At 55.3% G+C, this 26,950-nt stretch carries 26 protein-coding genes; 19 read left to right on the top strand and 7 right to left on the bottom strand.

The features are described 5' to 3' along the window. The first annotated feature begins 314 nt into the window (after positions 1-314). Positions 315-1,361 (top strand): protease SohB, encoded by a 1,047-nt coding sequence (gene sohB, locus NYE85_RS15285; protein ID WP_259005589.1) that lies wholly within the window; start codon positions 315-317, stop codon positions 1,359-1,361. Positions 1,362-1,395: 34 nt separating this feature from the next. Here sohB and NYE85_RS15290 read toward each other — a convergent pair whose 3' ends face one another. Then, positions 1,396-1,647, bottom strand: a complete 252-nt coding sequence (locus NYE85_RS15290) for a YciN family protein (protein WP_259005590.1) — start codon at positions 1,645-1,647, stop codon at positions 1,396-1,398. 425 nt (positions 1,648-2,072) lie between these two features. Between NYE85_RS15290 and topA the strand changes: the two genes are divergently transcribed. Then, the gene (topA, locus tag NYE85_RS15295; protein WP_259005591.1) at positions 2,073-4,670 is read left to right on the top strand and encodes a type I DNA topoisomerase; all 2,598 of its coding nucleotides are present in this window, start codon (positions 2,073-2,075) and stop codon (positions 4,668-4,670) included. A 365-nt stretch (positions 4,671-5,035) separates the two neighbouring features. Next, the gene (gene cysB, locus NYE85_RS15300; protein ID WP_259005592.1) at positions 5,036-6,010 is read left to right on the top strand and encodes an HTH-type transcriptional regulator CysB; all 975 of its coding nucleotides are present in this window, start codon (positions 5,036-5,038) and stop codon (positions 6,008-6,010) included. A 257-nt stretch (positions 6,011-6,267) separates the two neighbouring features. Here cysB and gstA read toward each other — a convergent pair whose 3' ends face one another. Further along, complete coding sequence (gene gstA, locus NYE85_RS15305) at positions 6,268-6,900, bottom strand: glutathione transferase GstA (RefSeq protein WP_259005593.1); 633 nt, start codon at positions 6,898-6,900, stop codon at positions 6,268-6,270. A 110-nt stretch (positions 6,901-7,010) separates the two neighbouring features. On the opposite strand from gstA, the gene NYE85_RS15310 reads away from it, so the two are divergent. Both NYE85_RS15310 and acnA read left to right on the top strand, forming a co-directional pair. Continuing rightward, entirely contained in the window at positions 7,011-7,355 is a 345-nt protein-coding gene (locus tag NYE85_RS15310; RefSeq protein ID WP_259005594.1) for a helix-turn-helix domain-containing protein, read from the top strand. A 232-nt stretch (positions 7,356-7,587) separates the two neighbouring features. Beyond that, a complete protein-coding gene (acnA, locus tag NYE85_RS15315) occupies positions 7,588-10,260 on the top strand; it encodes an aconitate hydratase AcnA (RefSeq protein ID WP_259005595.1) in 2,673 nt (890 codons plus the stop codon). A gap of 49 nt (positions 10,261-10,309) precedes the next feature. On the opposite strand, the gene ribA is transcribed toward acnA, so the two are convergent. Beyond that, a complete protein-coding gene (gene ribA / locus NYE85_RS15320; protein WP_259005596.1) occupies positions 10,310-10,903 on the bottom strand; it encodes a GTP cyclohydrolase II in 594 nt (197 codons plus the stop codon). A gap of 266 nt (positions 10,904-11,169) precedes the next feature. Between ribA and pgpB the strand changes: the two genes are divergently transcribed. Further along, positions 11,170-11,934 (top strand): phosphatidylglycerophosphatase B, encoded by a 765-nt coding sequence (gene pgpB, locus NYE85_RS15325; RefSeq protein WP_259005597.1) that lies wholly within the window; start codon positions 11,170-11,172, stop codon positions 11,932-11,934. 18 nt (positions 11,935-11,952) lie between these two features. Here pgpB and NYE85_RS15330 read toward each other — a convergent pair whose 3' ends face one another. Continuing rightward, a complete protein-coding gene (locus NYE85_RS15330; RefSeq protein WP_259005598.1) occupies positions 11,953-12,747 on the bottom strand; it encodes a DeoR/GlpR family DNA-binding transcription regulator in 795 nt (264 codons plus the stop codon). A 406-nt stretch (positions 12,748-13,153) separates the two neighbouring features. On the opposite strand from NYE85_RS15330, the gene NYE85_RS15335 reads away from it, so the two are divergent. From NYE85_RS15335 to lapB, 11 genes are all read left to right on the top strand, one after another. Next, positions 13,154-13,957: a transketolase gene (locus NYE85_RS15335; RefSeq protein WP_259006341.1), complete on the top strand. Its 804-nt coding sequence runs from the start codon at positions 13,154-13,156 to the stop codon at positions 13,955-13,957. A gap of 2 nt (positions 13,958-13,959) precedes the next feature. Continuing rightward, entirely contained in the window at positions 13,960-14,868 is a 909-nt protein-coding gene (locus NYE85_RS15340; protein WP_259005599.1) for a transketolase family protein, read from the top strand. 10 nt (positions 14,869-14,878) lie between these two features. Continuing rightward, a complete protein-coding gene (locus tag NYE85_RS15345; protein ID WP_259005601.1) occupies positions 14,879-15,679 on the top strand; it encodes a GolD/DthD family dehydrogenase in 801 nt (266 codons plus the stop codon). Between the two features lie 62 nt (positions 15,680-15,741). After that, positions 15,742-16,674 carry a D-ribose ABC transporter substrate-binding protein gene (locus NYE85_RS15350; RefSeq protein ID WP_259005602.1) on the top strand — a complete coding sequence of 311 codons (933 nt, stop codon included), beginning with the start codon at positions 15,742-15,744 and terminating at the stop codon, positions 16,672-16,674. Positions 16,675-16,736: 62 nt separating this feature from the next. After that, positions 16,737-17,366, top strand: coding sequence for a DUF2291 family protein (locus NYE85_RS15355; protein WP_259005603.1), 630 nt, complete (start codon positions 16,737-16,739; stop codon positions 17,364-17,366). After that, the gene (locus tag NYE85_RS15360) at positions 17,363-18,862 is read left to right on the top strand and encodes a sugar ABC transporter ATP-binding protein (protein ID WP_259005604.1); all 1,500 of its coding nucleotides are present in this window, start codon (positions 17,363-17,365) and stop codon (positions 18,860-18,862) included. The genes NYE85_RS15355 and NYE85_RS15360 overlap by 4 nt, the downstream gene beginning before the upstream one ends. A 10-nt stretch (positions 18,863-18,872) precedes the next feature. Continuing rightward, positions 18,873-19,937, top strand: coding sequence for an ABC transporter permease (locus NYE85_RS15365; protein WP_259005605.1), 1,065 nt, complete (start codon positions 18,873-18,875; stop codon positions 19,935-19,937). Further along, positions 19,930-21,447 carry an FGGY family carbohydrate kinase gene (locus tag NYE85_RS15370; RefSeq protein ID WP_259005606.1) on the top strand — a complete coding sequence of 506 codons (1,518 nt, stop codon included), beginning with the start codon at positions 19,930-19,932 and terminating at the stop codon, positions 21,445-21,447. Before NYE85_RS15365 ends, NYE85_RS15370 begins: the two co-directional genes overlap by 8 nt. Next, entirely contained in the window at positions 21,444-22,241 is a 798-nt protein-coding gene (locus tag NYE85_RS15375) for an SDR family oxidoreductase (RefSeq protein ID WP_259005607.1), read from the top strand. Before NYE85_RS15370 ends, NYE85_RS15375 begins: the two co-directional genes overlap by 4 nt. Positions 22,242-22,520: 279 nt before the next feature. Next, a complete protein-coding gene (locus tag NYE85_RS15380) occupies positions 22,521-22,823 on the top strand; it encodes a LapA family protein (protein ID WP_259005608.1) in 303 nt (100 codons plus the stop codon). 6 nt (positions 22,824-22,829) lie between these two features. Continuing rightward, complete coding sequence (gene lapB, locus NYE85_RS15385; protein WP_259005609.1) at positions 22,830-24,002, top strand: lipopolysaccharide assembly protein LapB; 1,173 nt, start codon at positions 22,830-22,832, stop codon at positions 24,000-24,002. Positions 24,003-24,040: 38 nt separating this feature from the next. Here the strand turns inward: lapB and NYE85_RS15390 are convergent, their stop codons facing one another. Next, positions 24,041-24,337: an Arc family DNA-binding protein gene (locus NYE85_RS15390; protein ID WP_259005610.1), complete on the bottom strand. Its 297-nt coding sequence runs from the start codon at positions 24,335-24,337 to the stop codon at positions 24,041-24,043. Positions 24,338-24,500: 163 nt separating this feature from the next. Beyond that, complete coding sequence (locus tag NYE85_RS15395) at positions 24,501-24,761, bottom strand: YdgH/BhsA/McbA-like domain containing protein (protein WP_259005611.1); 261 nt, start codon at positions 24,759-24,761, stop codon at positions 24,501-24,503. Positions 24,762-25,088: 327 nt separating this feature from the next. On the opposite strand from NYE85_RS15395, the gene pyrF reads away from it, so the two are divergent. Continuing rightward, positions 25,089-25,817 carry an orotidine-5'-phosphate decarboxylase gene (gene pyrF, locus NYE85_RS15400; protein WP_259006342.1) on the top strand — a complete coding sequence of 243 codons (729 nt, stop codon included), beginning with the start codon at positions 25,089-25,091 and terminating at the stop codon, positions 25,815-25,817. A gap of 11 nt (positions 25,818-25,828) precedes the next feature. Then, complete coding sequence (gene yciH, locus NYE85_RS15405) at positions 25,829-26,155, top strand: stress response translation initiation inhibitor YciH (RefSeq protein ID WP_259005612.1); 327 nt, start codon at positions 25,829-25,831, stop codon at positions 26,153-26,155. Positions 26,156-26,343: 188 nt separating this feature from the next. Here the strand turns inward: yciH and osmB are convergent, their stop codons facing one another. Beyond that, the gene (osmB, locus tag NYE85_RS15410) at positions 26,344-26,562 is read right to left on the bottom strand and encodes an osmotically-inducible lipoprotein OsmB (RefSeq protein ID WP_004962538.1); all 219 of its coding nucleotides are present in this window, start codon (positions 26,560-26,562) and stop codon (positions 26,344-26,346) included. Positions 26,563-26,950: the final 388 nt, after the last annotated feature.

Raw genomic sequence — 26,950 nt, forward strand, 5'->3', positions numbered from 1 at the left:
AAGGCTCGACCGCCAGGCTGGCCCCGCAGCGAATTTGTTCGATCAATTTGATGAATAATGCGTGTTATATGCCTGAAATGGATCGTATTTTCAATGATTAGCCGGTAGAAACGGCATTCTTTTGTAACAAAAACGGAACAATCTCAGCTTGGTTGCGCATAAAATGCCCCCATTACCTCCGATTCTCGCCCGTTTGACGTTGTTGGCGCGTTGCATCTTGATGCAGGTAATTTTTCATTTGCCCGCGACAGTCGCAGCGTCGGTTGGCTAGAATGAGCGGAGCATACTAACAACCTGTAAAAAAGGCGGAATCTGTGGAGTTTATATCTGTTTACGGCCTGTTTTTGGCCAAGGTCGCCACGGTGGTGATTGCCATCGCCGCGCTGGCGCTGTTGGCGGTGAGTCTGGGGCAACGTAAAAGTCAGCAAAAAGGGGAGTTGCAACTCACCGATCTCGGTGAGCAGTATCGTGAAATGCAGCGTGAAATGCGTCTGGCGCGGATGGGTGCGGCAGAACAAAAGATGTGGAGTAAACAGTTCAAGAAGCAGACCAAGGCCGACGACAAGCTCAAAAAGCAGCGTGCGAAATCCGGTGCAGCGCAAGCGAGCAAGCCCTGCCTGTACGTGCTGGATTTCAAAGGTAGCATGGATGCCCATGAAGTGACCTCGCTGCGGGAAGAAATTTCGGCGGTGCTGGCGGTGGCCACGGCGGAAGACGAAGTGCTGCTGCGACTGGAAAGCCCAGGTGGCGTGGTACACGGTTATGGCTTGGCAGCGTCGCAGCTCGAGCGCCTGCGCAAGGGCGGCATCCGTCTGACGGTCGCGGTGGACAAAGTGGCGGCCAGCGGCGGTTACATGATGGCCTGCGTGGCCGATCGTATCGTGGCAGCACCTTTCGCCATCATCGGTTCGATCGGCGTGGTGGCGCAGATACCCAACTTCCATCGCCTGCTGAAAAAGAACGATATCGATGTCGAACTGCATACCGCCGGCCAGTTCAAGCGTACGCTGACGCTGTTTGGTGAAAACACCGAACAGGGGCGCGACAAGTTTCGCGAAGACCTGAACGAAACTCACGAGTTGTTCAAACAGTTTGTGCATCAGCAGCGACCGTCGCTGGACATTGACAGCGTGGCGACCGGCGAGCATTGGTTTGGTACCCAGGCGAAGGAAAAGGGGCTGATTGACGCAGTGGGCACCAGCGATGACTTGCTGATCGCCGAGATGGAAAATCATGAAGTGGTCGGGGTACGTTACAGCCGGCGCAAGCGCTTGATGGACAGATTCACCGGCAGCGTGGCGCAAAGCGCCGATCGCCTGCTGTTGCGCTGGTGGCAACGTGGGGAAAAACCGTTATTGTAAGGTAAAAGGGGGGGCTTTCGGCCCCCTGTTTTTTCTAGTCGACCAGATGATATTTATCAGAAAGCAGGTGCGCCAGATGTTTAAACATATTAAACACCGCCGTCGTTTTTGCGGTTGGCAAGCCGTCCTTATCTAGAAAGAATTCACCGCGAAAAACTAAAACCCCACTTTTTTGTTCCACCTCGGTGGCTTCCATCCCGTGAAGATAATCTTCATGCTGGCGAATGATGTTATTTGCTTCTGACAACAGACGTTGTCGGGTGATTGGGGATGTATTAGTGCGCATTTATTACACTCCAGACATATACTCTGCGCATATTCTAACGCCGGTTGGCGTTTGGCCGCAAACCGAGTCGGGTTTATTTGCCATCTGGATGGCCAGTTGTTGTTACCGATTGGCGAAATCATCCTTTCCGTGCTAATTAGGTTGCGTGGCGTTTTTTATCAGGTACAGTGTGGGATTTTGTGGTATCGGGTGGAAGATTTTGTTTACGCTGCCAATGGGCCAGCGTCGTTCATGCCTCTGGGACGTGAGCGGAATGCAGGGATTTTCAGTAACTTGCCTTTAGGTTGAGCAGTTAAGCAGCCAACGGGAAAAAATATGTTGATCTCCTGCCAGACTGCCGCAATATAAAAAAGAGATGTGAATTGCTGCGATACGGCAAGATAAAAGGCTTCTTTTTAGAAGAAATAAATTAGGTAAAGGTAAATATGGGTAAAGCTCTCGTAATAGTTGAGTCCCCGGCAAAAGCCAAAACTATTAATAAATATTTAGGAAATGACTACGTGGTGAAGTCCAGCGTGGGTCATATCCGTGATTTGCCGACCAGTGGCTCAGCCAGCAAAAAGAGCGCTGACTCAACAGAAAACAAAGCCAAGAAAAAAGTTAAAAAAGACGCAACGTCGGCGCTGGTTAATCGAATGGGCGTTGACCCGTATCATGGCTGGAAAGCGCATTATGAAATTCTGCCAGGTAAAGAAAAAGTTGTTGCCGAGTTAAAAAATCTGGCGGAAAACGCCGATCACATCTACCTCGCAACTGACTTGGACCGCGAAGGGGAAGCCATTGCCTGGCACCTGCGGGAAGTGATCGGTGGCGACGATACGCGTTTTAGCCGCGTGGTATTTAACGAAATTACCAAGAACGCCATCCAGCAGGCCTTTAAAGCACCGGGCGAACTGAATATCGATCGTGTGAACGCGCAGCAGGCGCGTCGCTTTATGGATCGTGTGGTGGGCTACATGGTTTCTCCACTGCTGTGGAAGAAAATCGCCCGCGGCCTGTCCGCCGGGCGTGTGCAGTCCGTTGCGGTGCGGCTGGTGGTAGAGCGCGAGCGCGATATCAAGGCCTTCGTGCCGGAAGAATTCTGGGAACTGCACGCCGACCTGCTGGCGAAGGGAGATACCGCGCTGCGCATGGAAGTGACCCATGCCGGCGGCAAACCGTTTAAACCGGTCAACCGCGATCAGACCCATGCGGCGCTAAACCTGTTGGAAAAAGCCCGTTATACGGTGCTCGATCGTGAAGACAAGCCGACCAGCAGCAAGCCGGGCGCGCCGTTCATTACTTCTACGCTACAGCAGGCCGCCAGCACGCGCCTGAGCTTTGGCGTGAAGAAAACCATGATGATGGCGCAACGGCTATATGAAGCCGGCCACATTACCTACATGCGTACCGACTCTACCAACCTGAGCCAGGATGCGCTGAACATGGTGCGTGGTTACATTGGCGATAACTACGGCGATAAATATCTGCCGAAAGCGCCTAACCACTACAGCAGCAAAGAAAACTCGCAGGAAGCGCACGAAGCGATTCGTCCTTCCGACGTTAGCGTGGTGGCGGAACAGCTGAAAGACATGGAGGCGGATGCGCAGAAGCTGTATCAGCTGATTTGGCGGCAGTTCGTGGCCTGCCAGATGACGCCGGCGCAATACGATTCCACCACTCTGACGGTACAGGCCGGCGACTATCAGTTGCGCGCCAAGGGCCGAACGCTGCGCTTCGACGGTTGGACCAAAGTAATGCCGGCACTGCGCAAAGGCGATGAAGATCGTACCTTGCCGTACGTCGAAATCGGCAGCGAGCTGGATCTGCAACAGCTGATCCCAAGTCAGCACTTCACCAAGCCGCCGGCGCGTTACAGCGAAGCGTCATTGGTCAAAGAGTTGGAAAAACGCGGTATCGGCCGTCCGTCGACCTACGCATCGATCATTTCGACCATTCAGGATCGTGGTTACGTGCGGGTGGAAAACCGCCGCTTCTACGCCGAAAAAATGGGTGAAATCGTTACCGACCGGCTGGAGGAAAACTTCCGCGAACTGATGAATTACGACTTCACCGCGCGCATGGAAGATGGCCTGGATCAGGTGGCAAACAATCACGCCGAATGGAAAGCGGTGCTGGATGAGTTTTTTGCCGAGTTCAGTGAGCAACTGGAAAGGGCAGAAAAAGATCCGGAAGAAGGCGGCATGCGGCCAAACCAGATGGTGCTGACCAGCATCGCCTGCCCGACCTGTGGTCGACAGATGGGGATTCGTACCGCCAGCACCGGTGTGTTCCTCGGTTGCTCCGGCTATGCGCTATCGCCAAAGGAGCGCTGCAAGACCACCATCAATCTGATTCCCGAAACGGAAGTGCTCAACGTTCTCGAAGGGGACGATGCGGAAACCAACGCCTTGCGGGCTCGTCGCCGCTGCCAGAAGTGCGGTACGGCAATGGACAGCTATCTGATTGATAACCAGCGCAAGCTGCACGTCTGTGGTAACAACCCGGCTTGTGACGGTTATGAGATTGAAGAGGGTGAGTTCCGCATCAAGGGCTACGATGGCCCGGTTGTGGAATGCGAAAAGTGTGGCTCTGAGATGCACCTGAAAATGGGGCGTTTCGGCAAGTACATGGGCTGCACCAACGAAGACTGTAAAAACACCCGCAAGATCCTGCGTAACGGCGACGTTGCGCCACCGAAGGAAGATCCGGTTCCGTTGCCGGAGCTGCCGTGCGAGAAGTCTGACGCCTATTTCGTGTTGCGTGACGGCGCGGCGGGCGTGTTCCTGGCTGCCAATACCTTCCCTAAATCGCGCGAAACCCGTGCGCCGCTGGTGGAAGAGTTGCAACGCTTCAAGGATCGCCTGCCAGAAAAGCTGCGCTACCTGGCCGATGCGCCGGTTGCCGATCCGGAAGGTAACAAGACGCTGGTGCGCTTCAGCCGCAAGACCAAGCAGCAGTATGTTTCTGCCGAGAAAGATGGTAAGGCTACCGGTTGGACCGCATTCTATATCGACGGCAAGTGGGTTGAAACCAAGAAATAAGTGTTGCTGATGGCAACAATCTTAAAAACCAGCCCGCGAGGCTGGTTTTTTTTGACTTGAAAAGAGCGTCCAGGGTATGGCCCGATTGATTTTCGTGCCTGCTCGGCAGTTTGCGCGTTGATAACCATGCGGATTAATCGTTATCATTGTGTGACGGGGATCTATACTTGAAGCTGTAGCATGTTATAGTAGTTATATAAAAACATTTCTTATGATTAAAGCTTATTAACAACGGCGTTTTCTTCAGCATCTGGGTAAACACTGTGTTTATAGCGCGTAAACTCATCAGCCTTCAGCATACCGGGAAACACCGATATATCTGATTGCGGCCCGGCCGCAGTGTTTAACCTAGGATGGTATAAGTTATGAAATTGCAGCAGCTTCGTTACATTGTGGAAGTGGTTAATCACAACCTGAATGTGTCTTCGACAGCAGAAGGGCTTTATACCTCGCAACCCGGTATCAGTAAGCAGGTGCGGATGTTGGAGGACGAGCTGGGCATTCAGATTTTTGCCCGTAGCGGCAAGCATCTGACCCAGGTGACGCCAGCTGGTCAGGAAATCATACGCATCGCGCGTGAAGTGCTATCTAAGGTAGAAGCGATTAAAGCCGTCGCCGGCGAGCATACCTACCCGGACAAAGGCTCGTTGTATGTTGCTACCACTCATACGCAGGCACGATATGCGCTGCCGAACGTCATCAAAGGCTTTATCGAACGCTACCCGCGCGTTTCGCTGCATATGCATCAGGGCTCACCGACGCAGATCGCCGAAGCGGTGTCCAAGGGCACGGCTGATTTTGCCATCGCCACCGAAGCGCTGCACCTGTATGACGATCTGATCATGCTGCCATGCTATCACTGGAACCGCGCGGTGGTGGTGAAACCCGATCACCCTCTGGCCGGCAAAAGCCAGATCACCATCGAAGAGCTGGCAGAATACCCGATTGTTACCTACACCTTCGGTTTTACCGGTCGTTCGGAGCTGGATACCGCCTTTAACCGTGCCGGTCTCACGCCGCGTATCGTTTTTACCGCCACCGATGCCGATGTTATCAAAACTTATGTGCGGCTGGGGTTGGGGGTTGGAGTGATCGCCAGCATGGCGGTGGATCCGGTTCAGGATCCGGATCTTGTCACCGTTGATGCGCGTGATATCTTCACCTACAGCACCACCAAGATCGGCTTCCGCCGCAGCACCTTCCTGCGTAGCTACATGTATGACTTCATTCAGCGTTTTGCACCGCATTTGACCCGTGACGTGGTTGATACCGCCGTTGCACTGCGTTCGAACGAAGACATTGAAGCGATGTTCAAGGACATTGTGCTGCCAGAAAAATAAGCCGTTAAATCAACGGCTATATCATGCTTCAATCATCTGGCGTGCTCAGCTGTTTCGATTTGCTTGATCTCGCAGGGATGCCGGATTCAACGGGAGAGGCGTTCAACTCTCCCGATACCACTTTACGTTAGCGCTTTTTACCCCTCTTGTTGACCCCGTTATTCCTTTTCAGCTATTCCTCGCGTTACCCCGCTAACGTGGCGACGCTAAAGCGGTTTGCGGCCAGAAAAATAATCGCCGCGGCCGCGGCCGACATCTCACAACGCCAATCCTTCCGCCTTGATTGCCGCCTGCACCGTCGGTCGGCGCATGATTCTGCTGTGCCAGGCTGCCAGATGGTCGAGCGAGGACAAGTCCAGCTCTAACCCATATACCGATACCATCCAGTCGGCCTTTGCCCAGTTGGTCAGGGCAAACAGGTAACAGTCGGCAATGCTGAAACGGTCGGATGACAGATATTCTCGCTGCGCCAACTGTCCGTCTAGCCATTTAAATTGATTAAACAGCTTCCGTTGTGCGATGGCAAAATAGCTGCCCGCGCTGGCGCCATGAAAAATGGGCACAAATCCCTTATGGATCTCGCTGGTAAGAAAGTTCAGCCATTCAAGTAACCGATAGCGTTCGATGGTGCCATTGGCCGGTGCCAGGCCTGAGGTTGGCGCCAGATCGGCAATATATTGAATCAGCGTTACGCCTTCTCTGAATACCTCGCCGTTTGCCAGCTCCAGCGCCGGCACGTAGCCCAGCGGATTGATTTGATAATAATCCTTGCCGCCATCATAGGTGTGGGTTTTGGTATCTACCGGTACCAGAGTAAATGCCAGGCCGGCTTCGCGTAGCGCAATGTGGGGGGACAGCGAGCAACTTCCTGGGGCGATGTAGAGCTTCATGTATCTTCCTTATCCGTATCAGTGCGACCGCAGCTTAACAATGCTGGTTGTTATTAGGAAGAAGGCACATTAATGTAGCGTAGGTACAAAAAGTATACTTGGTGAAAAACATGAAACAGGTTATTTCCGGTTGTTCAATCGAAGAGGCGATGAATCTGATTGGTGGGCGCTGGCGTTTGCTGATCGTTTCCTATCTGTTCGAACGACCAAAGCGCTTTAGCGAACTACGACGCGATATTCCGTCGATTTCCCAGCGCATGTTGACGATGGATCTACGGGCGTTGGAGGCCGCTGGCATCGTGCTGCGTACGGTATATCCTGAAGTGCCGGTGCGGGTGGTTTACAGTCTGACGTCTGAGGGGCGACGGTTGGAAAAGGTGGTCGATGCGGTGAAGGAACTGGGATTATGGCTGAAAACAAGGCCGGCAGAGACTCGCTCAGAGCACCATGATTAGATTGGGGTTAATTTGAGCCGAATGCCGCTGCAACGCAATCGTCGCCGGTATTGCCTGCGGCGGCCTAGCGTGCTAAGCCATTATCTTTGCTGAAGATTAACGCCGTTAATTGCTATTGCCTATCACTGTGATCAAATCGTGTTGTTATCAAAACGTTACGGTCTGTATGTGTTATCTTTAAACAAGACCTCAGTGATTACCCTGTTTTAGACATAATAAAAATGGAGGAGCTATGTCGTCCGATCTTCGTGAAACGAGTATGGATACGCTGGTTGCGCTGAATAGTAAGTATCACTATTACAGCTTGCCGCTGGCGGCAAGAACCTTAGGTGACATTGATCGGCTGCCAAAGTCGATGAAGGTGCTGTTGGAAAACCTGCTGCGCCATATTGATGGTGAAACGGTACTGGAACAGGACTTGCAAGCGCTGGTCGACTGGCTGCAAACCGGTCATGCCGATCGTGAAATTGCCTACCGTCCCGCACGCGTGCTGATGCAGGACTTTACCGGCGTACCGGCGGTGGTCGACCTGGCGGCGATGCGTGAAGCGGTACTGCGTCTGGGGGGCGATGTCGAACAGGTGAACCCGCTGTCGCCGGTCGATCTGGTGATTGACCACTCGGTAACCGTCGACGAGTTCGGCGATGACCAGGCGTTTGATGAGAACGTCCGTATCGAAATGGAGCGTAACAACGAGCGTTACACCTTCCTGCGCTGGGGGCAAAAAGCCTTCAACCGCTTTCGCGTGGTGCCGCCGGGCACCGGTATCTGTCATCAGGTAAACCTCGAATATCTGGGGCAGACAGTGTGGCATACCGAAGAGCAGGGTAAACGGATCGCATATCCGGACACCTTGGTCGGTACCGACTCGCATACCACCATGATTAACGGCCTGGGTATCCTTGGCTGGGGTGTCGGCGGTATCGAGGCCGAAGCGGCGATGCTGGGACAACCGGTATCAATGCTGATCCCCGACGTGGTCGGTTTCAAGCTTACCGGCAAGCTGAGTGAAGGCATCACTGCAACCGATTTGGTATTGACCGTTACGCAAATGCTGCGCAAACATGGCGTAGTGGGCAAGTTTGTAGAATTTTACGGCGACGGGCTGGCGCAGCTGCCGTTGGCCGATCGCGCCACTATCGCCAATATGGCGCCAGAATATGGTGCGACCTGCGGTTTCTTCCCGGTGGATGAAGTGACCCTAGGCTATCTGAAACTGAGCGGCCGGAGCGAAGAGCAAATCGCGCTGGTAGAAGCCTACGCCAAGGCGCAGGGTATGTGGCGTTATCCGGGCGATGAGCCGGTGTTTACCAGTTCGCTGGCGTTGGACATGGCAACGGTAGAAGCCAGTCTGGCCGGGCCGAAGCGGCCACAGGATCGGGTGGTGCTGTCCGGCGTGCCGCAGGCGTTTGCCGCTGCCACCGAACTGGAAATCAGCACGCAGAAGAAAAAAGCCGAATCGATGCCTTTTACCCTCAATGGGCAGACGCATGAGTTGCATAACGGCGCGGTGGTCATTGCGGCGATCACCTCTTGTACCAACACCTCGAACCCCAGCGTAATGATGGCGGCGGGTTTGCTGGCGAAAAACGCGGTGAAGAAGGGCCTGCGGGTCAAACCCTGGGTGAAAACCTCGCTGGCACCCGGCTCCAAAGTGGTTACCGACTATTTCGACAGCGCAAAACTGACCCCTTATCTGGAAGAACTGGGTTACAACCTGGTGGGCTACGGTTGTACCACCTGTATCGGCAACTCCGGCCCGCTGCCGGATCCGATCGAACAGGCGATCCGCGCAGGAGATTTGACGGTCGGCGCGGTGCTATCCGGCAACCGTAATTTTGAAGGGCGCATCCACCCGCTGGTGAAAACCAACTGGCTGGCATCGCCGCCGCTGGTGGTGGCCTATGCGCTGGCCGGCAGCATGAAGGTGAATCTGGCTAGCGATCCGCTGGGCATTGGCCGCGACGGCAAACCGGTCTACCTGAAGGACATCTGGCCGAGCAATACCGACATCGCCCATGCGGTGGAGGAAGTACGTACCGATATGTTCCATAAAGAGTATGGCGAAGTGTTTGACGGCGACGAGATCTGGCAGTCGATTCAGGTTGCCGGCTCGGCAACCTACCCATGGCAGGAAGATTCCACCTATATACGCCATTCGCCGTTCTTCAGCACCATGCAGGCGCAGCCTGATGCGGTACAGGACATCAAATCGGCACGCATCCTGGCGATTCTGGCCGACTCGGTCACCACCGATCATATTTCGCCGGCCGGTAATATCAAGCGCGACAGTCCGGCGGGACATTACCTCAGCGATCGTGGGGTGGAAGCCATCGATTTCAACTCCTATGGTTCACGCCGCGGTAACTATGAGGTGATGATGCGCGGTACTTTTGCCAACATCCGTATCCGCAACGAAATGGTACCGGGGGTTGAGGGCGGTTATACCCGTCATCTGCCATCGCAGAACCAGATGTCGATTTACGATGCCGCAATGCAGTATCAGCAGGAGCAGGTGCCGTTGGCGGTGATCGCTGGCAAGGAATACGGCTCGGGGTCCAGCCGTGACTGGGCAGCGAAGGGGCCGCGATTGCTGGGCGTTCGGGTGGTGATCACCGAGTCGTTCGAACGCATTCACCGTTCGAACCTGATTGGTATGGGGATTTTGCCACTGGAGTTCCCGCAGGGGGTGACGCGCAAAACGCTGGGTTTGACCGGGGATGAGCTGATTAGCGTCAGCGGCTTGCAGAACTTGCAGCCGGGCCAGACGGTGCCGGTGCACATCACCTATGCCGATGGCCGGGAAGAGGTGGTGAATACCCGTTGTCGCATTGATACCAACACCGAATTAACCTACTACAAGAATGATGGCATTTTGCATTACGTCATCAGGAAAATGCTGTAAAGCAACAGGGCACCGCAAGATGCCCTGATTGTTTTTTGCGTCAGGTTGACTATTTCTGGTCCAGCAAATGACCCATTTTGGCGGCCTTGGTCGCCAGGTAGCGCTCGTTCTTCGGGTTGCGGCCGACGATCAGCGGCACCCGTTCGATAATGTTGATGCCGGCCTCGGTCAGGATTTCGACCTTCTTCGGATTGTTGGTCAGCAAACGTACCGCATCGACGCCCAACAGCTTGAACATGTCGGCGCACAGGGTAAAGTCGCGCTCGTCGGCGGCAAAGCCGAGCTGATGGTTGGCCTCAACGGTGTCCGCGCCCTTGTCTTGCAGGGCATAGGCGCGGATTTTGTTCAGCAGGCCGATGTTACGGCCTTCCTGGCGGTGATACAGCAGAATGCCACGGCCTTCTTCGGCGATGTGTTCCAGCGCCGCCTCCAGTTGGAAACCGCAGTCACAGCGCAGACTGAACAGCGCATCGCCGGTCAGACATTCTGAATGGACGCGTGACAGCACCGGCGTGTCGCCGGCAATATCACCGAAAACCAGCGCCAGATGATCGTGCCCGGTGGCCAATTCTTCGAATCCCACCATCAGGAAATCGCCCCAAGGTGTCGGCAGTTTAGCCTCTGCCACCCGTTTAAGCTGCATGTTTCTCTCCACAAACCTGTTCGATTAAATCGCTGCGCCGCATGGTACGTCCGGCGTGGCCGCCTGACCAGCACTAAAATCCGCGCTCGCGATTCACATGTCGTTATTATCGGCTATTTTGCCATAACTTCTTACCAGGTGGTGCTCAGCAAAGCAGCATCCGTGGCTATCATTGCCATCATCGATCTTATGCACTTAATTTTTCGCGTATTATTGATATTGCAAGATTGTTACACTGCCAACTGGGCTTATAAGAGGGACGATGCATGTTTGAGATAGCTAAACGTACTGCGGGTGGGGCAATCGTGCTGCTGTTGATGCCGCTGGCAGCGTGGTTTTCCGGCTGGCTATGGCAGCCGGGCGGTAATGATACGCTATTGAAAGTGATGTTCTGGCTGACAGAAACGGTAACCTCACCCTGGGGCATTCTCACCAGCGTTCTGCTTTCCGCCTGGTTTCTGTGGTGCCTGCGCTTTCGCCTCAAGCCGGCAATCGGTCTTTTTTTGCTGCTCAGCGCGGCAATTCTGGTTGGGCAGGGGGTGAAATCCCTGATCAAGGAGCGGGTGCAGGAACCGCGGCCCTTCGTGGTGTGGCTGGAACAGGCGCACGGCATTGATGAAAAGTATTTTTACTCGCTGCACCGTAGCGCACGAGGGGCATTGGTAAAGGAACAGCTGACAGAACAGACGCTGGTGCCGGAATGGCTGCGCAAGCATTGGCAGTTTGAAACCGGTTTTGCGTTCCCGTCCGGCCATACCATGTTTGCTGCCAGTTGGGCGCTGCTCGGTGTCGGTTTGCTATGGCCGCGTCGCCACTATAAAACCGTAGCGGTGCTGATGCTGTGGGCTACCGGCGTCATGGGCAGCAGACTGTTGCTGGGCATGCATTGGCCACGCGATCTGGTGATGGCAACCGCCATCGGCTGGTTATTGGTGACCATCGCCTGTTGGCTGGCACAGCGCTGGTTCGGGCCATTGACGCCCCCACCGGAAGAGCAACGGGAAATTGCTCAGCGAACACCACGCCATTGATAACCTTGCGGGCGTCTCTTAGGCGCCCGCGATCAGCACTTTCACGCCGAGTTTTTCAAACGCTGCAATCGCTGCCTCGCTGATGCCGTTATCGGTGATCAGATAATGGATATGTTGCCAATCGCACGGCAGTGCAAACATCGACACTTTATCAATCTTGCTGGAGTCGGCCACCACATACACGGTATTGGCTGCGTTGATCATCGCCATTTTTACCTTGATATCGGTTTCGCTCGGGTAGCTCAATCCCAGCCGCGGCGAGATGCAGGCGGTTGCCAGAAACAGCTTTTGCGCCAGCACGTTTTCGAAGAAGCTGGCAGCCTTGTCACCGGAGGTCGACAAGGTGGGGAATTTAAAGGTACCGCCGGTCAGCAAAATGTTCACCCCGGGCTCGCCGCCGAGTTGCAACGCGATGTTGACGGCGGTGGTGGTAACCGACAGCTTCTTGATATGGCTGAGATGATTGGCGATGGCAGTAGTGGTAGTGCCGGAATCGAGAATGATGGTATCGCCCGGTTCGATAAAACTGGCGGCCAGTTTGCCAATACTGTCTTTTTCCGCCAGATGGGTTTGCCGTTCAAGCATCAGCGCATGGGTATTCTGCTTGCCGTCGACCAGCGTGGCACCGCCATGAAAACGCTGCACATAGCCTTGCTGCTGCAACACGCGCAAATCGGTGCGAATGGTAGCTTCGGTCAGGTTAAAGGCCTCGGTGAGCATTTTGACCGTCGCCGAGCCGTCTTCACGGATCATGTCGAGGATCTTCTCTCGCCGTTGTTGCATTTCCACCAGCTGTTCACTTTTGCTTTTCAATCGAAACACTCCTTTGCCGTCGGGGTGTTTTCTTGCCCCCGCCACGGCCACTGACACGTCAATCCCGACCAATATCGCTGAATTCTAGCTTGCCAATAGTGATAAAGCCATTGATAAACCGTCTGTCATTGTTTGTTTTCATATGAAAATTATTGTTGGATAAGCGATTACCATTTCACGACGATGTGATCGTTATCCAGACGATTTTGCCATTTGGTGACGATTTACGCACGCTACCTTTCCGGTTAACACCAATCAATTATCGATTCATTTTTGTTTAAACTTTGATCTGGCGCTCAATAATTATCGATATTGGCATATATGATTTCATTCGAAAACCAATTGATGATTTTTGCGCCGTCTAGCAGTTAAAACGGCAATCATATCAAGCCAAGACGAGGTGATGATGGACTTTCAGGCGATTAAAAACACGGCGCGGCAGGCGCGCCGCTACGTCGTGACCATGAACCATAAAGCGGGCAAGGGCCACACCGGCGCCGATTTGTCGGAAATCGATATCATCTGCACCCTGTATATGGCGGTGATGGATCGCAGCCAGACACGCCCGGATCAGGACCGTTTCATTTTGTCCAAGGGGCACGGGGCGGGCGGATTCTATTGCAGCTGTGCGGCAATGGGATTGCTCGATCCGGCGGTACTGGATCAGTTTATGGGCGATGACACGTTGCTGGCCGGGCATCCGGTGCATCAGAAGCTGCCGGAGCTTATCGAAATCAACTCCGGCGGGCTGGGGCACGGTTTGCCGATTGCCGTTGGGTTGGCGTTGGGCAATAAGCTGGCTGGCCGCGCGCATCGGCGTGCCTTCGTGCTGCTGGGTGATGGTGAGCTGGCGGAAGGCTCCAACTGGGAAGCGGCGATGGCCGCCAGCAAATTCAAGTTGGACAACCTGATCGCCATCGTCGATCGCAACCGGCTGCAACTGGCAGGCAAAACCGAAGCCATCATGCCACTGGAGCCATTGGCAGAAAAATGGCAGGCATTCGGTTTTGAAGTGATTGAATGCGACGGCCATGACCCGGCGTCGCTGGTTGAGGCGATTACTCGCGCTGGGCAAGACCAGCCGCGGGTGATTCTGGCGAATACCGAAAAGGGACATGGTGTGTCGTTTATGGCGAACGTTGCCGCCTGGCATCACGCGGTACCTGACGATCAACAGCTGGCGCAGGCGCTGGCGGAACTGGAGAACTGATCATGCAAGATTTACGTGACGCAGTGGTTGCGACGCTGATCGAACAACAGCAGGCCGGCGCGGAGCTGAGTGTGATGGTTGCCGACTCGACCTCAACCTCCAAAATCGCGCCGTTCGAAAGCGCGTTCCCCGAACGCGTGATCAACGTGGGGATTGCCGAACAGAATATGGTTGGCATGGCAGCCGGTATGGCGTTGAGCGGCCGCACGGTATTTACCGCCAACGCGGCGCCGTTTCTGTTCGCTCGTTCCAATGAGCAGATGAAAAATGACGTTTGCTATTCGGAAACCAATGTGAAGATGCTCGGCCTGAACGCCGGGTTTGGTTATGGGGCGTTGGGAGCGACGCACCATTGCATGAACGATATCGCCATTGCCCGCACCTTGGGCAATCTGGCGATTTATGCACCTGCCGACGCGCGCCAGGCCGCGGCGATTGTACGTCATGTCATCGCTCATCCAGGGCCGGCGTATATACGCATGGACAGCGACAAGTTGCCGCTGCTGCACGACGAGGATTACCGTTTTCGCCCCGGCCAGCCGGAAGTGTTGCATCAGGGCAACGGCGCGTTGGTGTTCTGCCTGGGTACCCTGGCGCATGAGGCGTTGCGTGCGGTGGCCCAAGGTGATAACCCGACCGTGGTATCGCTGCCGTCGCTGTGGCCGTTGGACGAACTGTCGGTAATGGCGCTGATCCGCGAACACCAGCGGGTGATCACCCTGGAAGAGCATGTGCTGAGTGGCGGGCTGGGCACCATTATCGGCGAGATCATGCTGAAGTATCAGCTGGCGCAACCGCTGACCACCCTTGGCGTTCCACCGTATCAATTCACCCACAGCAGTAGCCGCGCCGCGCTGCGTCGGCAATACGACATTGACGCCGCTGGGCTGCACCAGCATTTGAACAACTAAGGGGAATCGGATGAGCCACAACGAATACGACGTAAATTTACGCTACGGTGTCGACAGCCAGATGTCGCTGGTCGGCAAAACGGCGGTGATTACCGGCGGGCTGGGCGGCATTGCGATGGCGACCAACCGCATGCTGTTGGAAAAGGGCGCACGGCTGGTGCTGATGTACCCGGAGTTCGAACAGCACAGCCTGGTAGAGGCGCAGCGCGAACTGGGGAACTCGCAGGTGGCGTTTCAGCCGTGTGACGTTACCGACCCGGCGTCGGTGCATACCGCCTTCGCCGCAGCGCAGTCGCACTTTGGTCAGCTCGATATTCTGGTCAACTGCGCCGGTTACGTCAATCTGCAACCGGCAACGGAAATTACGCTGGCGGAATGGCAGCGGCATATTGCCGTTAATCTGACCGGGCCGTTTTTGTGCGCGCAGGAAATGGCGCGGCGTGCGATCGCCGGTGGGCACGGCGGCAAGATCATTAATATCGCCTCGCAGGCGGCATCGATTGCCATTGACCATCACTGTGCCTACACCTCGGCCAAAGCCGGACTGCTGGGCATGACCAAAGTGATGGCCAAGGAGTGGGCGCCGCTCGGCATTACCGTCAATACCCTGTCGCCGACGGTGGTGTTGACTCCGATGGGCGAAAAGGCCTGGCGCGGCGAAAAGGGTGAAGCGATGAAGAAACTGATCCCTCTGGGGCGTTTCGCCTATACCGATGAAATCGCGGCGGCGATCCTGTTCTTTGCCAGCAACGGCAGCGACATGATTACCGGCGCAGACCTGATGATCGACGGCGGATTTACCATTTGGTAAGCGGCACCCCGCAGATTGCAAACACCAGAAGATGTTCAACACAACGATAAGAGAACACCATCATGAGAAAGATAGCAACGATCCTGACGTTATTCGCCGGTATTGCCACGTTGTCCGCGCAGGCGGCAGAAAAGGGCACCATCGCCATTCTGGTCAATTCGCTCGATAACCCGTATTACTCTGCCGAAGCCAAAGGGGCGGCAAACAAAGCCAAGGCGCTTGGCTATCAGACCCTGGTGCTGTCGCACGGCGAGGACGTCAAGCGCCAGGGGGAACTGATAAGCCTGGTGATTGGCCGTAAAGTGCAGGGCATTCTGTTGGATAACGCCGACTCACAGGCCAGCGTCGCCGCGGTGCAACAGGCAAAAAATGCCGGTATTCCGGTGGTGCTGATCAACCGCGAGATCCCGGTTGATGGCGTGGCGCTGGCACAGATCACCCATAACAACTTCCAGGCCGGCTCTGATGTGGCTAACCAGTTTGTTGAAAAAATGGGCGAAGCCGGAAAATATGCCGAACTGACCTGTAACCTGGCAGACAACAATTGCGTTACGCGATCCAAATCGTTCCACAACGTGATTGATCAATATCCGGATATGGTCAGCGTGGCGCGTCAGGATGCCAAGGGAAACCTGCTGGAAGGTAAACGCATCATGGATAGCATCTTGCAGGCGCACCCGGACGTCAAGGGTGTGATATGCGGCAACGGGCCGGTGGCGCTCGGGGTAGTGGCGGCGCTGAAGGCCGCTGGACGTCAGGATGTCACGGTGGTTGGCATCGACGGCAGCAATGATGAGCGTGATGCGATAGTTAATGGCGATCTCTACGCCAGCGTGATGTTGCAGGCGCAGGCGATTGCCAGCCAGGGCGTGGAAATCCTTGACGCTTACTTCACTTCCGGCAGCTACAGCGGCAAGGAACGCATCATGTTCCGCGGAATACCGATCGACAAAAACAATGCGCAGAAGGTGAAAGACTTCAACTTCACGCCATAAACCGCTGCGAAATCTGTTTCAACGCCCCGCCCAGGCGGCGGGGTGCGACGGGAGGTGTTGTTATGTCCATGCGCATTGCGCTGGCGGCCGCGGTCATGCTGACGCTGAGCGGCTGTCGTATCGTTTCACAACAAAAGCTGGCGGAGCTGCAATCGCCGGTCAATCCCCATCTGGCGCAGGCCGGCGAGATTTATCGTCAGCAGATTGCGCCGCAGGCCATTAACAGTGCGTTGCCATTGGCAGAACTGATGAGGCGTATTGAACAGGCGAAAGATTTCGACGGTGCCTGCCAGCAGTTGGGCTATCGCGCCCAGCCGCAATTCCCTTGTCACTTCACCACCGTGGTCAGCGGTGAGATCGTTACCATCAATAGCCGTTCGCGCAGCGGGCGGGTAACCATCAGGCCGGACGGCGTGCCGTTGGGCGCGGTGGAGGTGCAGATTGGCCCGGTGTATCGCGGCACCGTATTGCGTGATAACTATCGCGGGTTGAACTATGGCGATTTCAACGATCAAACGCTGTTTGGCGAATTCGGCAAGGCGATTAATCAGGCGTCGCTCGCGGAACTGGGCGGCTTCAAGCCAACGGTCGGCGAAAAAATCACCGTGTATGGCGTATTCAGCAGTTGGCAGATGCCTGCCGAACCCTTGCTGCTGACGCCGGTGCGCATCCAACCGCAGGGGGGGCTATGAACAATCCGGTCATCATTGAAACCCATAACGTCTCGCGGCTCTACCCTGGGGTTATCGCGCTGGATAACGTCAACTATCGGGTGTTGCGTAATCAGGTCAACGTACTGATTGGTGAAAACGGCGCCGGTAAATCCACCATGATGAAACTGTTGGCCGGCGTTGAACGGCCCTCGTCCGGCACCATAGAACTGGACGGCGAGCGCATTGAACTGTCGTCTACCCAGCAGGCGGAAAAACACGGCATCAGCATCATTTTTCAGGAGCTGAATCTGTTTCCCAATCTGTCGGTGATGGACAACATCTTTATGGCCAACGAATTCTTTCAACGCGGGCGTATCAACGTCGACTACCAATATCAGTTGGCAAAGACGCTGCTGGCGAGGCTGGAGCTGGATATCGATCCGCATATGCCGCTTGGCAGCCTGGCGATTGGCCATCAGCAGTTGGTGGAGATCGCCCGTGCGCTGGCCAAGGATACTCGAGTGTTGATCATGGATGAGCCGACCTCGGCACTGAGCCAGGCGGAAGTTCGCACCTTGTTTAGCGTGATTGCAGATTTGAAGAAACGCGGCGTGACGCTGATTTATATCTCCCACCGGCTGGAGGAACTGATGGAGATCGGCGATCACATTACGGTATTTCGCGATGGCCGCTTTGTCGCTAGCGAACCGGTGGCCAACGTCAGCATTCCCTGGATTATCGAAAAAATGGTCGGCGAGAAGAAAAAGCAGTTCGATTACCAGCCTGCACCCCAGGGGGACGAAGTTTTGCGGGTTGAACATCTGACCCTGCCACATGAAAACGGCGGCTACCGGCTTAATGACGTCAGCTTTTCGCTGCGCAAAGGGGAAGTGATCGGCATTTATGGCCTGTTGGGCGCGGGGCGCACCGAACTGTTCAAGGTGCTCAACGGCGTGATGCGCCAGAGCGAGGGGCGTATTTTTCTTAACGGCAAAACGGTTGAGCGCCTGAGCTTCCGCCAGAGAATGGCCGACGGCATGGTGATGGTACCCGAGGATCGCCAGGCGGAAGGGCTGGTACAGATGATGTCAATTGGCGCCAATATGACGCTGGCCAGCCACGGCTGGAACGCCATTGCGCCAATTCGCCGTACTGCCGAAGCAGCGGCGCTCAACGGGATGATCGACAAGCTGGCGATAAAAGTCAGCGATGCAGGCCTGCCCGTGACCTCGCTCAGCGGCGGCAACCAGCAGAAAGTGGTACTTGGCAAGGCACTGTTGACCGGGCCGCAGGTGGTGTTTCTGGATGAGCCGACGCGCGGTATCGACGTTGGCGCCAAGACTGACGTCTATCATCTGATTGGCACCATGGCCCGGCAGGGATTGGCGGTGATGTTTTCCTCTTCGGAACTGGATGAAGTGGTGTCGCTGGCCGATCGGGTGATGGTGATGGCCGACGGCAGGTTGACTGCCGATTTACCGCGTGAACAGGCCGATCGCGAAACGCTGATTCGCGCCTCAACCCCGCACGCATAAGGATCACAAGATGCAAACCAAATATCGGTTGTATATGTATTTGTTACAGGCGCGCACCTTTATTGCATTGCTGCTGGTGGTGCTGTTCTTCAGCAGTATGGTGCCTAACTTTCTGACGGTATCCAATCTGTTGATCATGACGCAGCACGTCGCCATTACCGGTCTGCTGGCAGTGGGCATGACGCTGGTGATCCTCACCGGCGGCATCGATCTGTCAGTCGGCGCGGTGGCTGGCGTATGCGGCATGATCGCCGGCGCGCTGCTGACGGTTGGCGTGCCGTTGTGGGGCGACAATCTTCTGTTTCTTAACGTATTTGAAGTGTGCGGCGTGGTGGTGTTGCTGGGGCTGTTTTTCGGTCTGGTTAACGGTGCGCTGATTACCAAACTGGGGGTTGCGCCGTTTATCTGTACCCTGGGCGCCATGTATGTGGCGCGCGGTGCGGCCCTGCTGACCGCCGACGGTAAAACCTACCCCAATCTGGTGGGCGTGGAGGCGCTTGGCAACACTGGCTTTGCTGCTCTGGGATCCGGCTCGCTGCTCGGTATTTACAATCCGATCTGGCTGATGATGGCGGTGGTCGTGCTGGGCATCTATATCACCAAGAAAACGCCGCTTGGCCGTTATATCTATGCCATCGGTGGCAATGAACCGGCGGCGCGGCTGTCCGGTGTACCGATCGTCAAGGTAAAACTGTTTGTTTATGCCTTCTCTGGCATGTGCGCCGCGCTGGTCGGGCTGGTGATCGCCTCTCAATTGCAAACCGCTCACCCGATGACCGGCAACATGTTCGAGATGGATGCCATCGGCGCCACGGTGCTGGGAGGCACTGCGTTGAGCGGCGGCCGTGGGCGGGTATTTGGTTCGATCATCGGCGCGTTTGTCATCGTCTTTCTGGCGGATGGTCTGGTGATGATGGGCGTTAGCGAATTTTGGCAGATGGTCATCAAAGGGCTGGTGATTGTTACGGCGGTAGTGATAGACCAATTCCAGCAACGTTTGCAGAGTAAGGTCACGCTGATGCAACGTCACGAAAAAAAGGCCGCGCAGCCATTAACGGAGGTGAGCCATGGCTAGCAAGGATTGCATTATCGCGCTGGATGAAGGTACCAGCAACGCCAAGGCGGTGGTGGTGAATGCCCAGGGACAGGCGATTGCCAAGGTCAGCCGTGCGCTGCAGTTGCAGACGCCGCAGCCTGGATGGGTAGAACAGCATGGCGAAGAGCTGCTGGCGGCGTCGCTGGCGGTGTTGCGCGAAGCGATGGCCGAGGTGGGCAGTCAGCGTATCGCGGCCATCGCCATCAGCAATCAGCGGGAAACTGTGCTCGGCTGGTTACGCGCAAGTGGCCAGCCGATCGGACCGGCACTGAGCTGGCAATGCTCGCGTTCGGCACCGTTTTGCCAACAGCTGCGGCGCGATCGGCAGGAGCAGCCTATCCGCCAGATCACCGGTTTGCCACTGGCACCGCTGTTTTCCGCCAGTAAGATGCGCTGGTTGCTGGATAACACCCCTGATGGACAGCAACTGGCTGACAGTGGCGAATTGTGTCTGGGTACCATCGATGCCTGGTTGCTGTGGCAACTGACCGATGGTCAGTCCTTCTGCTGCGATCAATCGAACGCGGCGCGTACTCAATTGCTGAATCTGGCTACCGGCAACTGGGACGAAGAAATGCTGACGCTATTCGGTATTCCGCGTGCGGCATTGCCACAAGTCTGTCCGTCGAGCCATCGGTTTGGTGTTACCCGAGGCATTGATGGCATCGCCGACGGCATTCCGATCTGCGCGATGATTGGCGATTCCCATGCGGCATTGTATGGCCATGCGCTGGGGCAGGCCGGGCGGGTCAAGGCCACCTATGGCACCGGATCGTCGGTAATGGCGCCGGTTGAAGATATCGTTCAGGGGATGACCGCGCTGGCGACCACCATCGCCTGGCATGACGGCAAACGTCGGCAGTATGCGCTGGAAGGCAATATTCCCCATACCGGCGATGCGCTGGCCTGGATGCTGTCGATTACCGGCGATGCCAAAGGACAGCTGCTCAATGAGCTACCGGCCAGCGTAGCGGATACCGACGGCGTTTATTTTGTGCCAGCGCTCACCGGCACCGGCGCTCCCTGGTGGGATGACCGGGCGCGTGGAGTGATTTGCGGGCTGAGCCGCAGCAGTCAGCGGGCGCATTTGATTCGCGCTGCGCTGGAGTCGGTAGCGTACCAGATAGCCGACGTGATAGCGGTGCTGCGTCGTCAGCCGGGCTTTAACCTGCAGCAATTGATGGCCGACGGCGGGCCAAGCCGCAACGACTGGCTGATGCAGTTTCAAGCCGATCTGCTCGGCTGCCCGGTAGTGCGTAGCAACACAGCGGAACTGTCCGCTTTGGGGGCGGCGCTGCTGGCGATGCGGCAGTTATGGGGCTGGGATCGAGACCGACTGCGGGCCGTGTTGCCGCAACACGATGAGTTTACCCCGGACATGCAGCGTCATCAGCAGCTGCAACACAGTTATCTGGGTTGGCAGCAGGCGGTGCAGCGCACGCTATGGCAGCCCGAAACGGTATTAACTTCTGGAGATCAAGCGAGATGAAACGTGATTTTAGTGGAAAAACCGTGGTGATCACCGGCGCTTGTCGCGGGATCGGCGCTGGCATTGCCCAACGATTTGCCGAACAGGGCGCCAATCTGGTGATGACGTCTAATGCCGAGCGGGTGCATGCGACCGCTGAGCGGCTGCGCCAGCAGTATGCGACGAATATTCTGGCGCTCAACGCCGATGTTACCGACGAAGCGCAGGTCGGCGATGTTTATCGCCAGGCATGGGAAACCTTTGGCAGCATCGATGTCTCGATACAGAATGCCGGGGTAATTACCATCGATCGCTTTGATCAGATGCCGAAAAGCGACTTTGAAAAAGTGCTGGCGGTGAACACCACCGCCGTGTGGCTGTGTTGTCGTGAAGCGGCGAAATATATGGTGAAACAGCGGGGTGGCAGGTTAATCAATACCTCGTCCGGCCAGGGGAGGCAGGGTTTTATTTATACGCCACACTATGCGGCTAGCAAAATGGGGGTGATTGGCATAACGCAAAGTCTGGCGTTGGAGCTGGCAGCTCATCACATCACGGTAAATGCCTTTTGTCCGGGCATCATAGAAAGTGAAATGTGGGATTATAACGATCGCGTCTGGGGCGAAATCCTCAGCACGGCGGAAAAACGCTACGGTAAAGGGGAACTGATGGCCGAATGGGTCAAAGGTATCCCGCTCAAGCGTGCCGGACAGCCGCAGGACGTTGCCGGGCTGGTAGCGTTCCTGGCCTCCGAAGACGCAGCCTATATCACCGGCCAGACCATCAACGTTGACGGTGGTTTAATCATGTCATGACGTGACGGCGTCACAAAAACTGCGACGTCATCGGCGTCGCGGTCCCCCCGGTTGCAATTTGTCATTTCGTCCCCATTTATTATTGATAAATCCCGCCTTTTGAGAAGCTTTCTCATTAATTTATCCGGGAGAATTATTTATTGCTGAATATGCCACCATCGCCAAGGATTTATCGCACGCCAGGGTTTCCCTGCCACGATGGGAAATGCTAACTTAATGGTTAGGGACGCCACGTATGGGCATAATTCATCCGATTAACTCGGCATCGCGGGAAAGAATGTGAAATATTTGCTTATTTTTTTGCTAGTTCTGGTGATCTTCGTGATTTCCGTCACATTGGGTGCGCATAACGACCAGGTCGTGACGTTTAACTATTTGGTTGCGCAGGGCGATTATCGCGTTTCTACGCTGCTGGCTGCGCTGTTCGGTACCGGGTTTGTGCTCGGCTGGATTATTTGCGGCCTGTTTTATCTGCGTACGCGCATTGCGCTGGGTCGCGCCGAACGCAAGATCAAAAGGCTGGAGCTGCAGCTTGAATCGCCTGCTGAACCAGCGGCTCAGCCCGTTGTCAGCAAGGAATAACCTTCTATGTTAGAGCTGCTGTTTCTGTTGCTGCCCGTCGCCGCCGCCTATGGCTGGTATATGGGCCGCAGAAGCGCTCAGCAGGATAAACAGCAAGAGGCCAACCGACTGTCGCGCGAATACGTCGCTGGGGTCAACTTCTTGCTTTCCAACCAGCAGGACAAAGCGGTCGATCTGTTTCTCGATATGTTGAAAGAGGATAGCAACACCGTCGAAGCCCACCTGACGTTGGGTAACCTGTTCCGTTCGCGTGGTGAAGTCGATCGCGCCATTCGTATCCATCAGGCATTGATGGAAAGCGCCTCGTTGACCTTCGAACAGCGTTTACTGGCGGTGCAGCAACTCGGACGCGATTACATGGCCGCTGGCCTGTACGATCGCGCCGAGGACATGTTCAGCCAGTTGACCGACGAAACCGATTTCCGTATTTCCGCGCTGCAACAGTTACTGGTCATCCATCAGGCGACCAGCGACTGGCAGAAGGCGATTGACGTGGCGGAAAGGTTGGTCAAACTGGGTAAAGACAAACAACGGATTGAAATTGCGCACTTCTACTGTGAACTGGCGTTACAGGCGATGGGTAGCGACGATCTCGACAAGGCGATGGGCCTGTTGAAGCGCGCGGCGTTGGCGGACAAGCAGTGCGCGCGCGTTTCGATCATGTTCGGCCGCATCTACATGGCGCAGGGAGAGTTCACTAAAGCGGTGGAATCACTCAAGCGCGTGCTGGATCAAGACAAGGAACTGGTCAGCGAAACGTTGCCGATGTTGCACGAATGCTATGAGCAGTTGCCGCAGTTGCAGGGCGCATGGGCTGAATTCCTCAAGCGCTGCGTGGAAGAGAACACCGGCGCCACCGCCGAACTGATGCTTGCCGAGATCATCGAACAGCATGAAGGGCGCGATGTGGTGCAGGTTTATATCAACCGACAGTTGCAACGTCACCCCACCATGCGGGTGTTCTATCACCTGATGGATTACCACCTGGCGGATGCCGAAGACGGGCGGGCCAAAGAGAGCCTGTTGCTGTTGCGCGACATGGTCGGTGAACAGATCCGCACCAAGCCGCGTTATCGCTGTCACAAATGCGGTTTTACCGCGCACTCGCTGTATTGGCATTGTCCATCATGCCGCGCCTGGGCGTCGGTGAAACCGATTCGCGGTCTGGATGGCCAATAAAAACGGGGCGATAATTCGCCCCGTTTTGTTTGATTCGCTTATTTCTTCTTGCTGCTCTTCACGCCGGTTTTTAACAGTTGGCGCAACTTCTTGAGTTCTTTCTGGCTTAACGGCTGTTCGATGGCTTCTTCGGTTTCCTGATTATCAATTTCGCCGTGGTGCAGCGCGTTTGCCTTTTTGCTGGCCGCGTCGGCATTGACTGCTGCGGTAAAGCTGTCTTCCAGACGTTGGCATACCTCGGCGCTTAACGAGAGTTGGCTCTCCAGGGCCGCAGCTTTGATTTTTTCTTTTAATTCCAGAGGAATTTTAATAGTCAGTGTCGATATCTCGCTCATTTTGAAGCCTTTCTGCGATTAGAAGATCTCAAGCTAAGCCAGTAACCTTTCACTGTCTAGTGTGTAATAAAAATTTAATATATATGTAACATTTGGCGCGGGGGGCTAACGGCGGGGGACAATCAGGTAGGGCCCAGTGAATCGGGCCCTATACCAACAGCTATTATTTATAGATAACTGCGGTACCGTGCATCAGGTTATTGCCGGTGGTTGAGGTAATGCGATAGCCGTTGGCACCCTGAGCTTCCGCTTTGGCTGCCAGTTTGGCCTCCAGACCGCTGAGGGTCGATGCATGGCCGGCAGAAACTACGCCTGCGGCGGTCAGGTTTTCAGCTTGTGACATATCAACCGGCTCGGCGGCAACGGATGCAAAAGAAGTCATAGCGATAACCGCAGCTGCTGCAAAATATTTGATGTTTTTCATGTTGCTCTCCAGATGTATTTTTCAGTTTGGAAGCGGCTTGCTTCCGATAAGTTAAATGATATAGCAGCCAGAAAAGAATAAAACCGGATATTGCTGAGTATCTTTATCAAATAATTTGATTGATAATTTACCCATCTTGACGCTGCTTTACAGCAGGTGGGCTAGGTCAAAAACGCTTCCTGACCAGCAATGACAGAATGTGGCGTAAGATTACCTTTATCGTCGGGGCGGTTGCGGCTGGGATTTCGGCTGGCTGGCATGTAGAATGCGGCGGTCGGTTTTTACGGGTGATGACCATCCATGTCCATTTTACAGAAGGGTGAACAAATGAAGTCGGAAAATAAAACCAATAACAAAGGCTTAAAATCGTCGCCGATTATCGTTGCGTTGGATTACGCCGATAAAAATGCGGCGCTGGCCTTTGCCGATCGCATTGACCCGCAACACTGTCGGTTAAAAGTGGGCAAAGAGATGTTCACGCTGTTCGGGCCACAGCTGGTCAACGACCTGCACCAGCGCGGCTTTGAGATCTTTCTTGATTTGAAATTCCATGATATTCCCAATACTACCGCGCGCGCGGTGGCCGCTGCTGCAGAACTGGGTGTGTGGATGGTCAACGTGCATGCCAGCGGTGGGGCTCGCATGATGACTGCCGCCAAAGAGGCGCTACAGGCTTATGGCGCCGACGCGCCGTTGCTGATTGCGGTTACCGTATTGACCAGCATGGAGGCCGACGATCTGCGCGGCGTTGGTATCGATCTCGAACCGGCGGCGCAGGCGGAGCGTCTGGCCCGTCTGACGCGCGACTGCGGTCTGGATGGCGTAGTCTGTTCCGCGCAGGAAGCCGAACGGCTGAAGACCGCCTGTGGTCGCGAGTTTCAACTGGTGACGCCGGGGATCCGCCCGGTCGGCAGTGCCGCTGGCGATCAGCGCCGGGTGATGACCCCGCAACAGGCATTAGCTGCCGGTGTCGATTATATGGTCATTGGCCGGCCGATCACCCAGTCAGCCGATCCGGCTGCGACGCTGGCCGCCATTGGCGCCTCATTGGCATAAAGGAGCCTGCAATGAATGACAACAATAGCCGCCTGGTGTACTCCACCGACGGTGGACGCGTCAAGGAAGCAGAACCGCAACCACAGCGCGCCAAAGGTGATGGTGTGGTGCGCATTCAGCGTCAAACCAGCGGTCGCAAGGGTAAGGGGGTTTGCCTGATCTCTGGCGTCGAACTGGATGATGGCGGATTGGAAAAGCTGGCGGCGGAGCTGAAGAAAAAATGTGGTTGCGGTGGTTCGCTGAAAGACGGTGTGATAGAAATCCAGGGCGATAAACGCGACCTGCTCAAACAACTGCTTGAGGCCAAGGGTATGAAGGTCAAATTGGCAGGTGGTTAAGCACTGTGGCCATGCCGCAGTATACGGCTGCGGCATGGTATAGGGTGTTGCTTGGGCGTTGGCCCGGATCTGCAGCAAGACGCCGCAGATGAAGTGTAGACAGACCTGTAATTGTTATTGCTTGTTAATGCGTCAAAGCGTTATCGCTTTTGCCCGCCTTTGCGGCAGCGGTCTCATCCATCAAAGGCTTATTTGCCGACCTGATGACCGATGATCCCACCGACTGCGGCACCCCCCAGCGTCCCTAATGCGCTACCATCGGTCAGCACTGCACCGCCGACTGCACCGGCACCGGCACCGATTGCGGTGTTACGGTCACGTTTGGACATGTTGGAACAGGCGCTCAATGAAAACGCCAGGGTAATAGCCAGAGCGGCTGTGGCAAAACGTTTGGTGATAATCATCATGACTTCTCCTTAGCATTGGCTATATGGAAGTGCCTTAATAAGTATAGGCGTGATCCATCAAATAAGCCTGCTACTAACACCCATACAGTATCGAAATAAAACTTGGCATTTTTTGCTCAAAGCCAAATAAATAAAACCTGACGGCAGTATTGCCGCCGTTAATTAGTATAAATACCCACACAAATATTCACAGGTAAAAAATCTTAAATTCCTTACTAACTGCGCGTGATTTGCGTTTTTTATCGGCAAGCCGCGATCGGTGGAGAGGGACGAGGGGCATCAAGCGCGCAGAAACGCTTTTCCAGCAGAAATCTGCGCGGTCTTTAGCGAGTTTTGCCATACCTGCCGCCGCGGTCGCCTTTGACAATAGGTCAAGAATACGCGATTG

It is taken from the genome of Serratia sp. AKBS12 (assembly GCF_024793895.1).
Taxonomy (GTDB): Bacteria; Pseudomonadota; Gammaproteobacteria; order Enterobacterales; family Enterobacteriaceae; genus Serratia_F.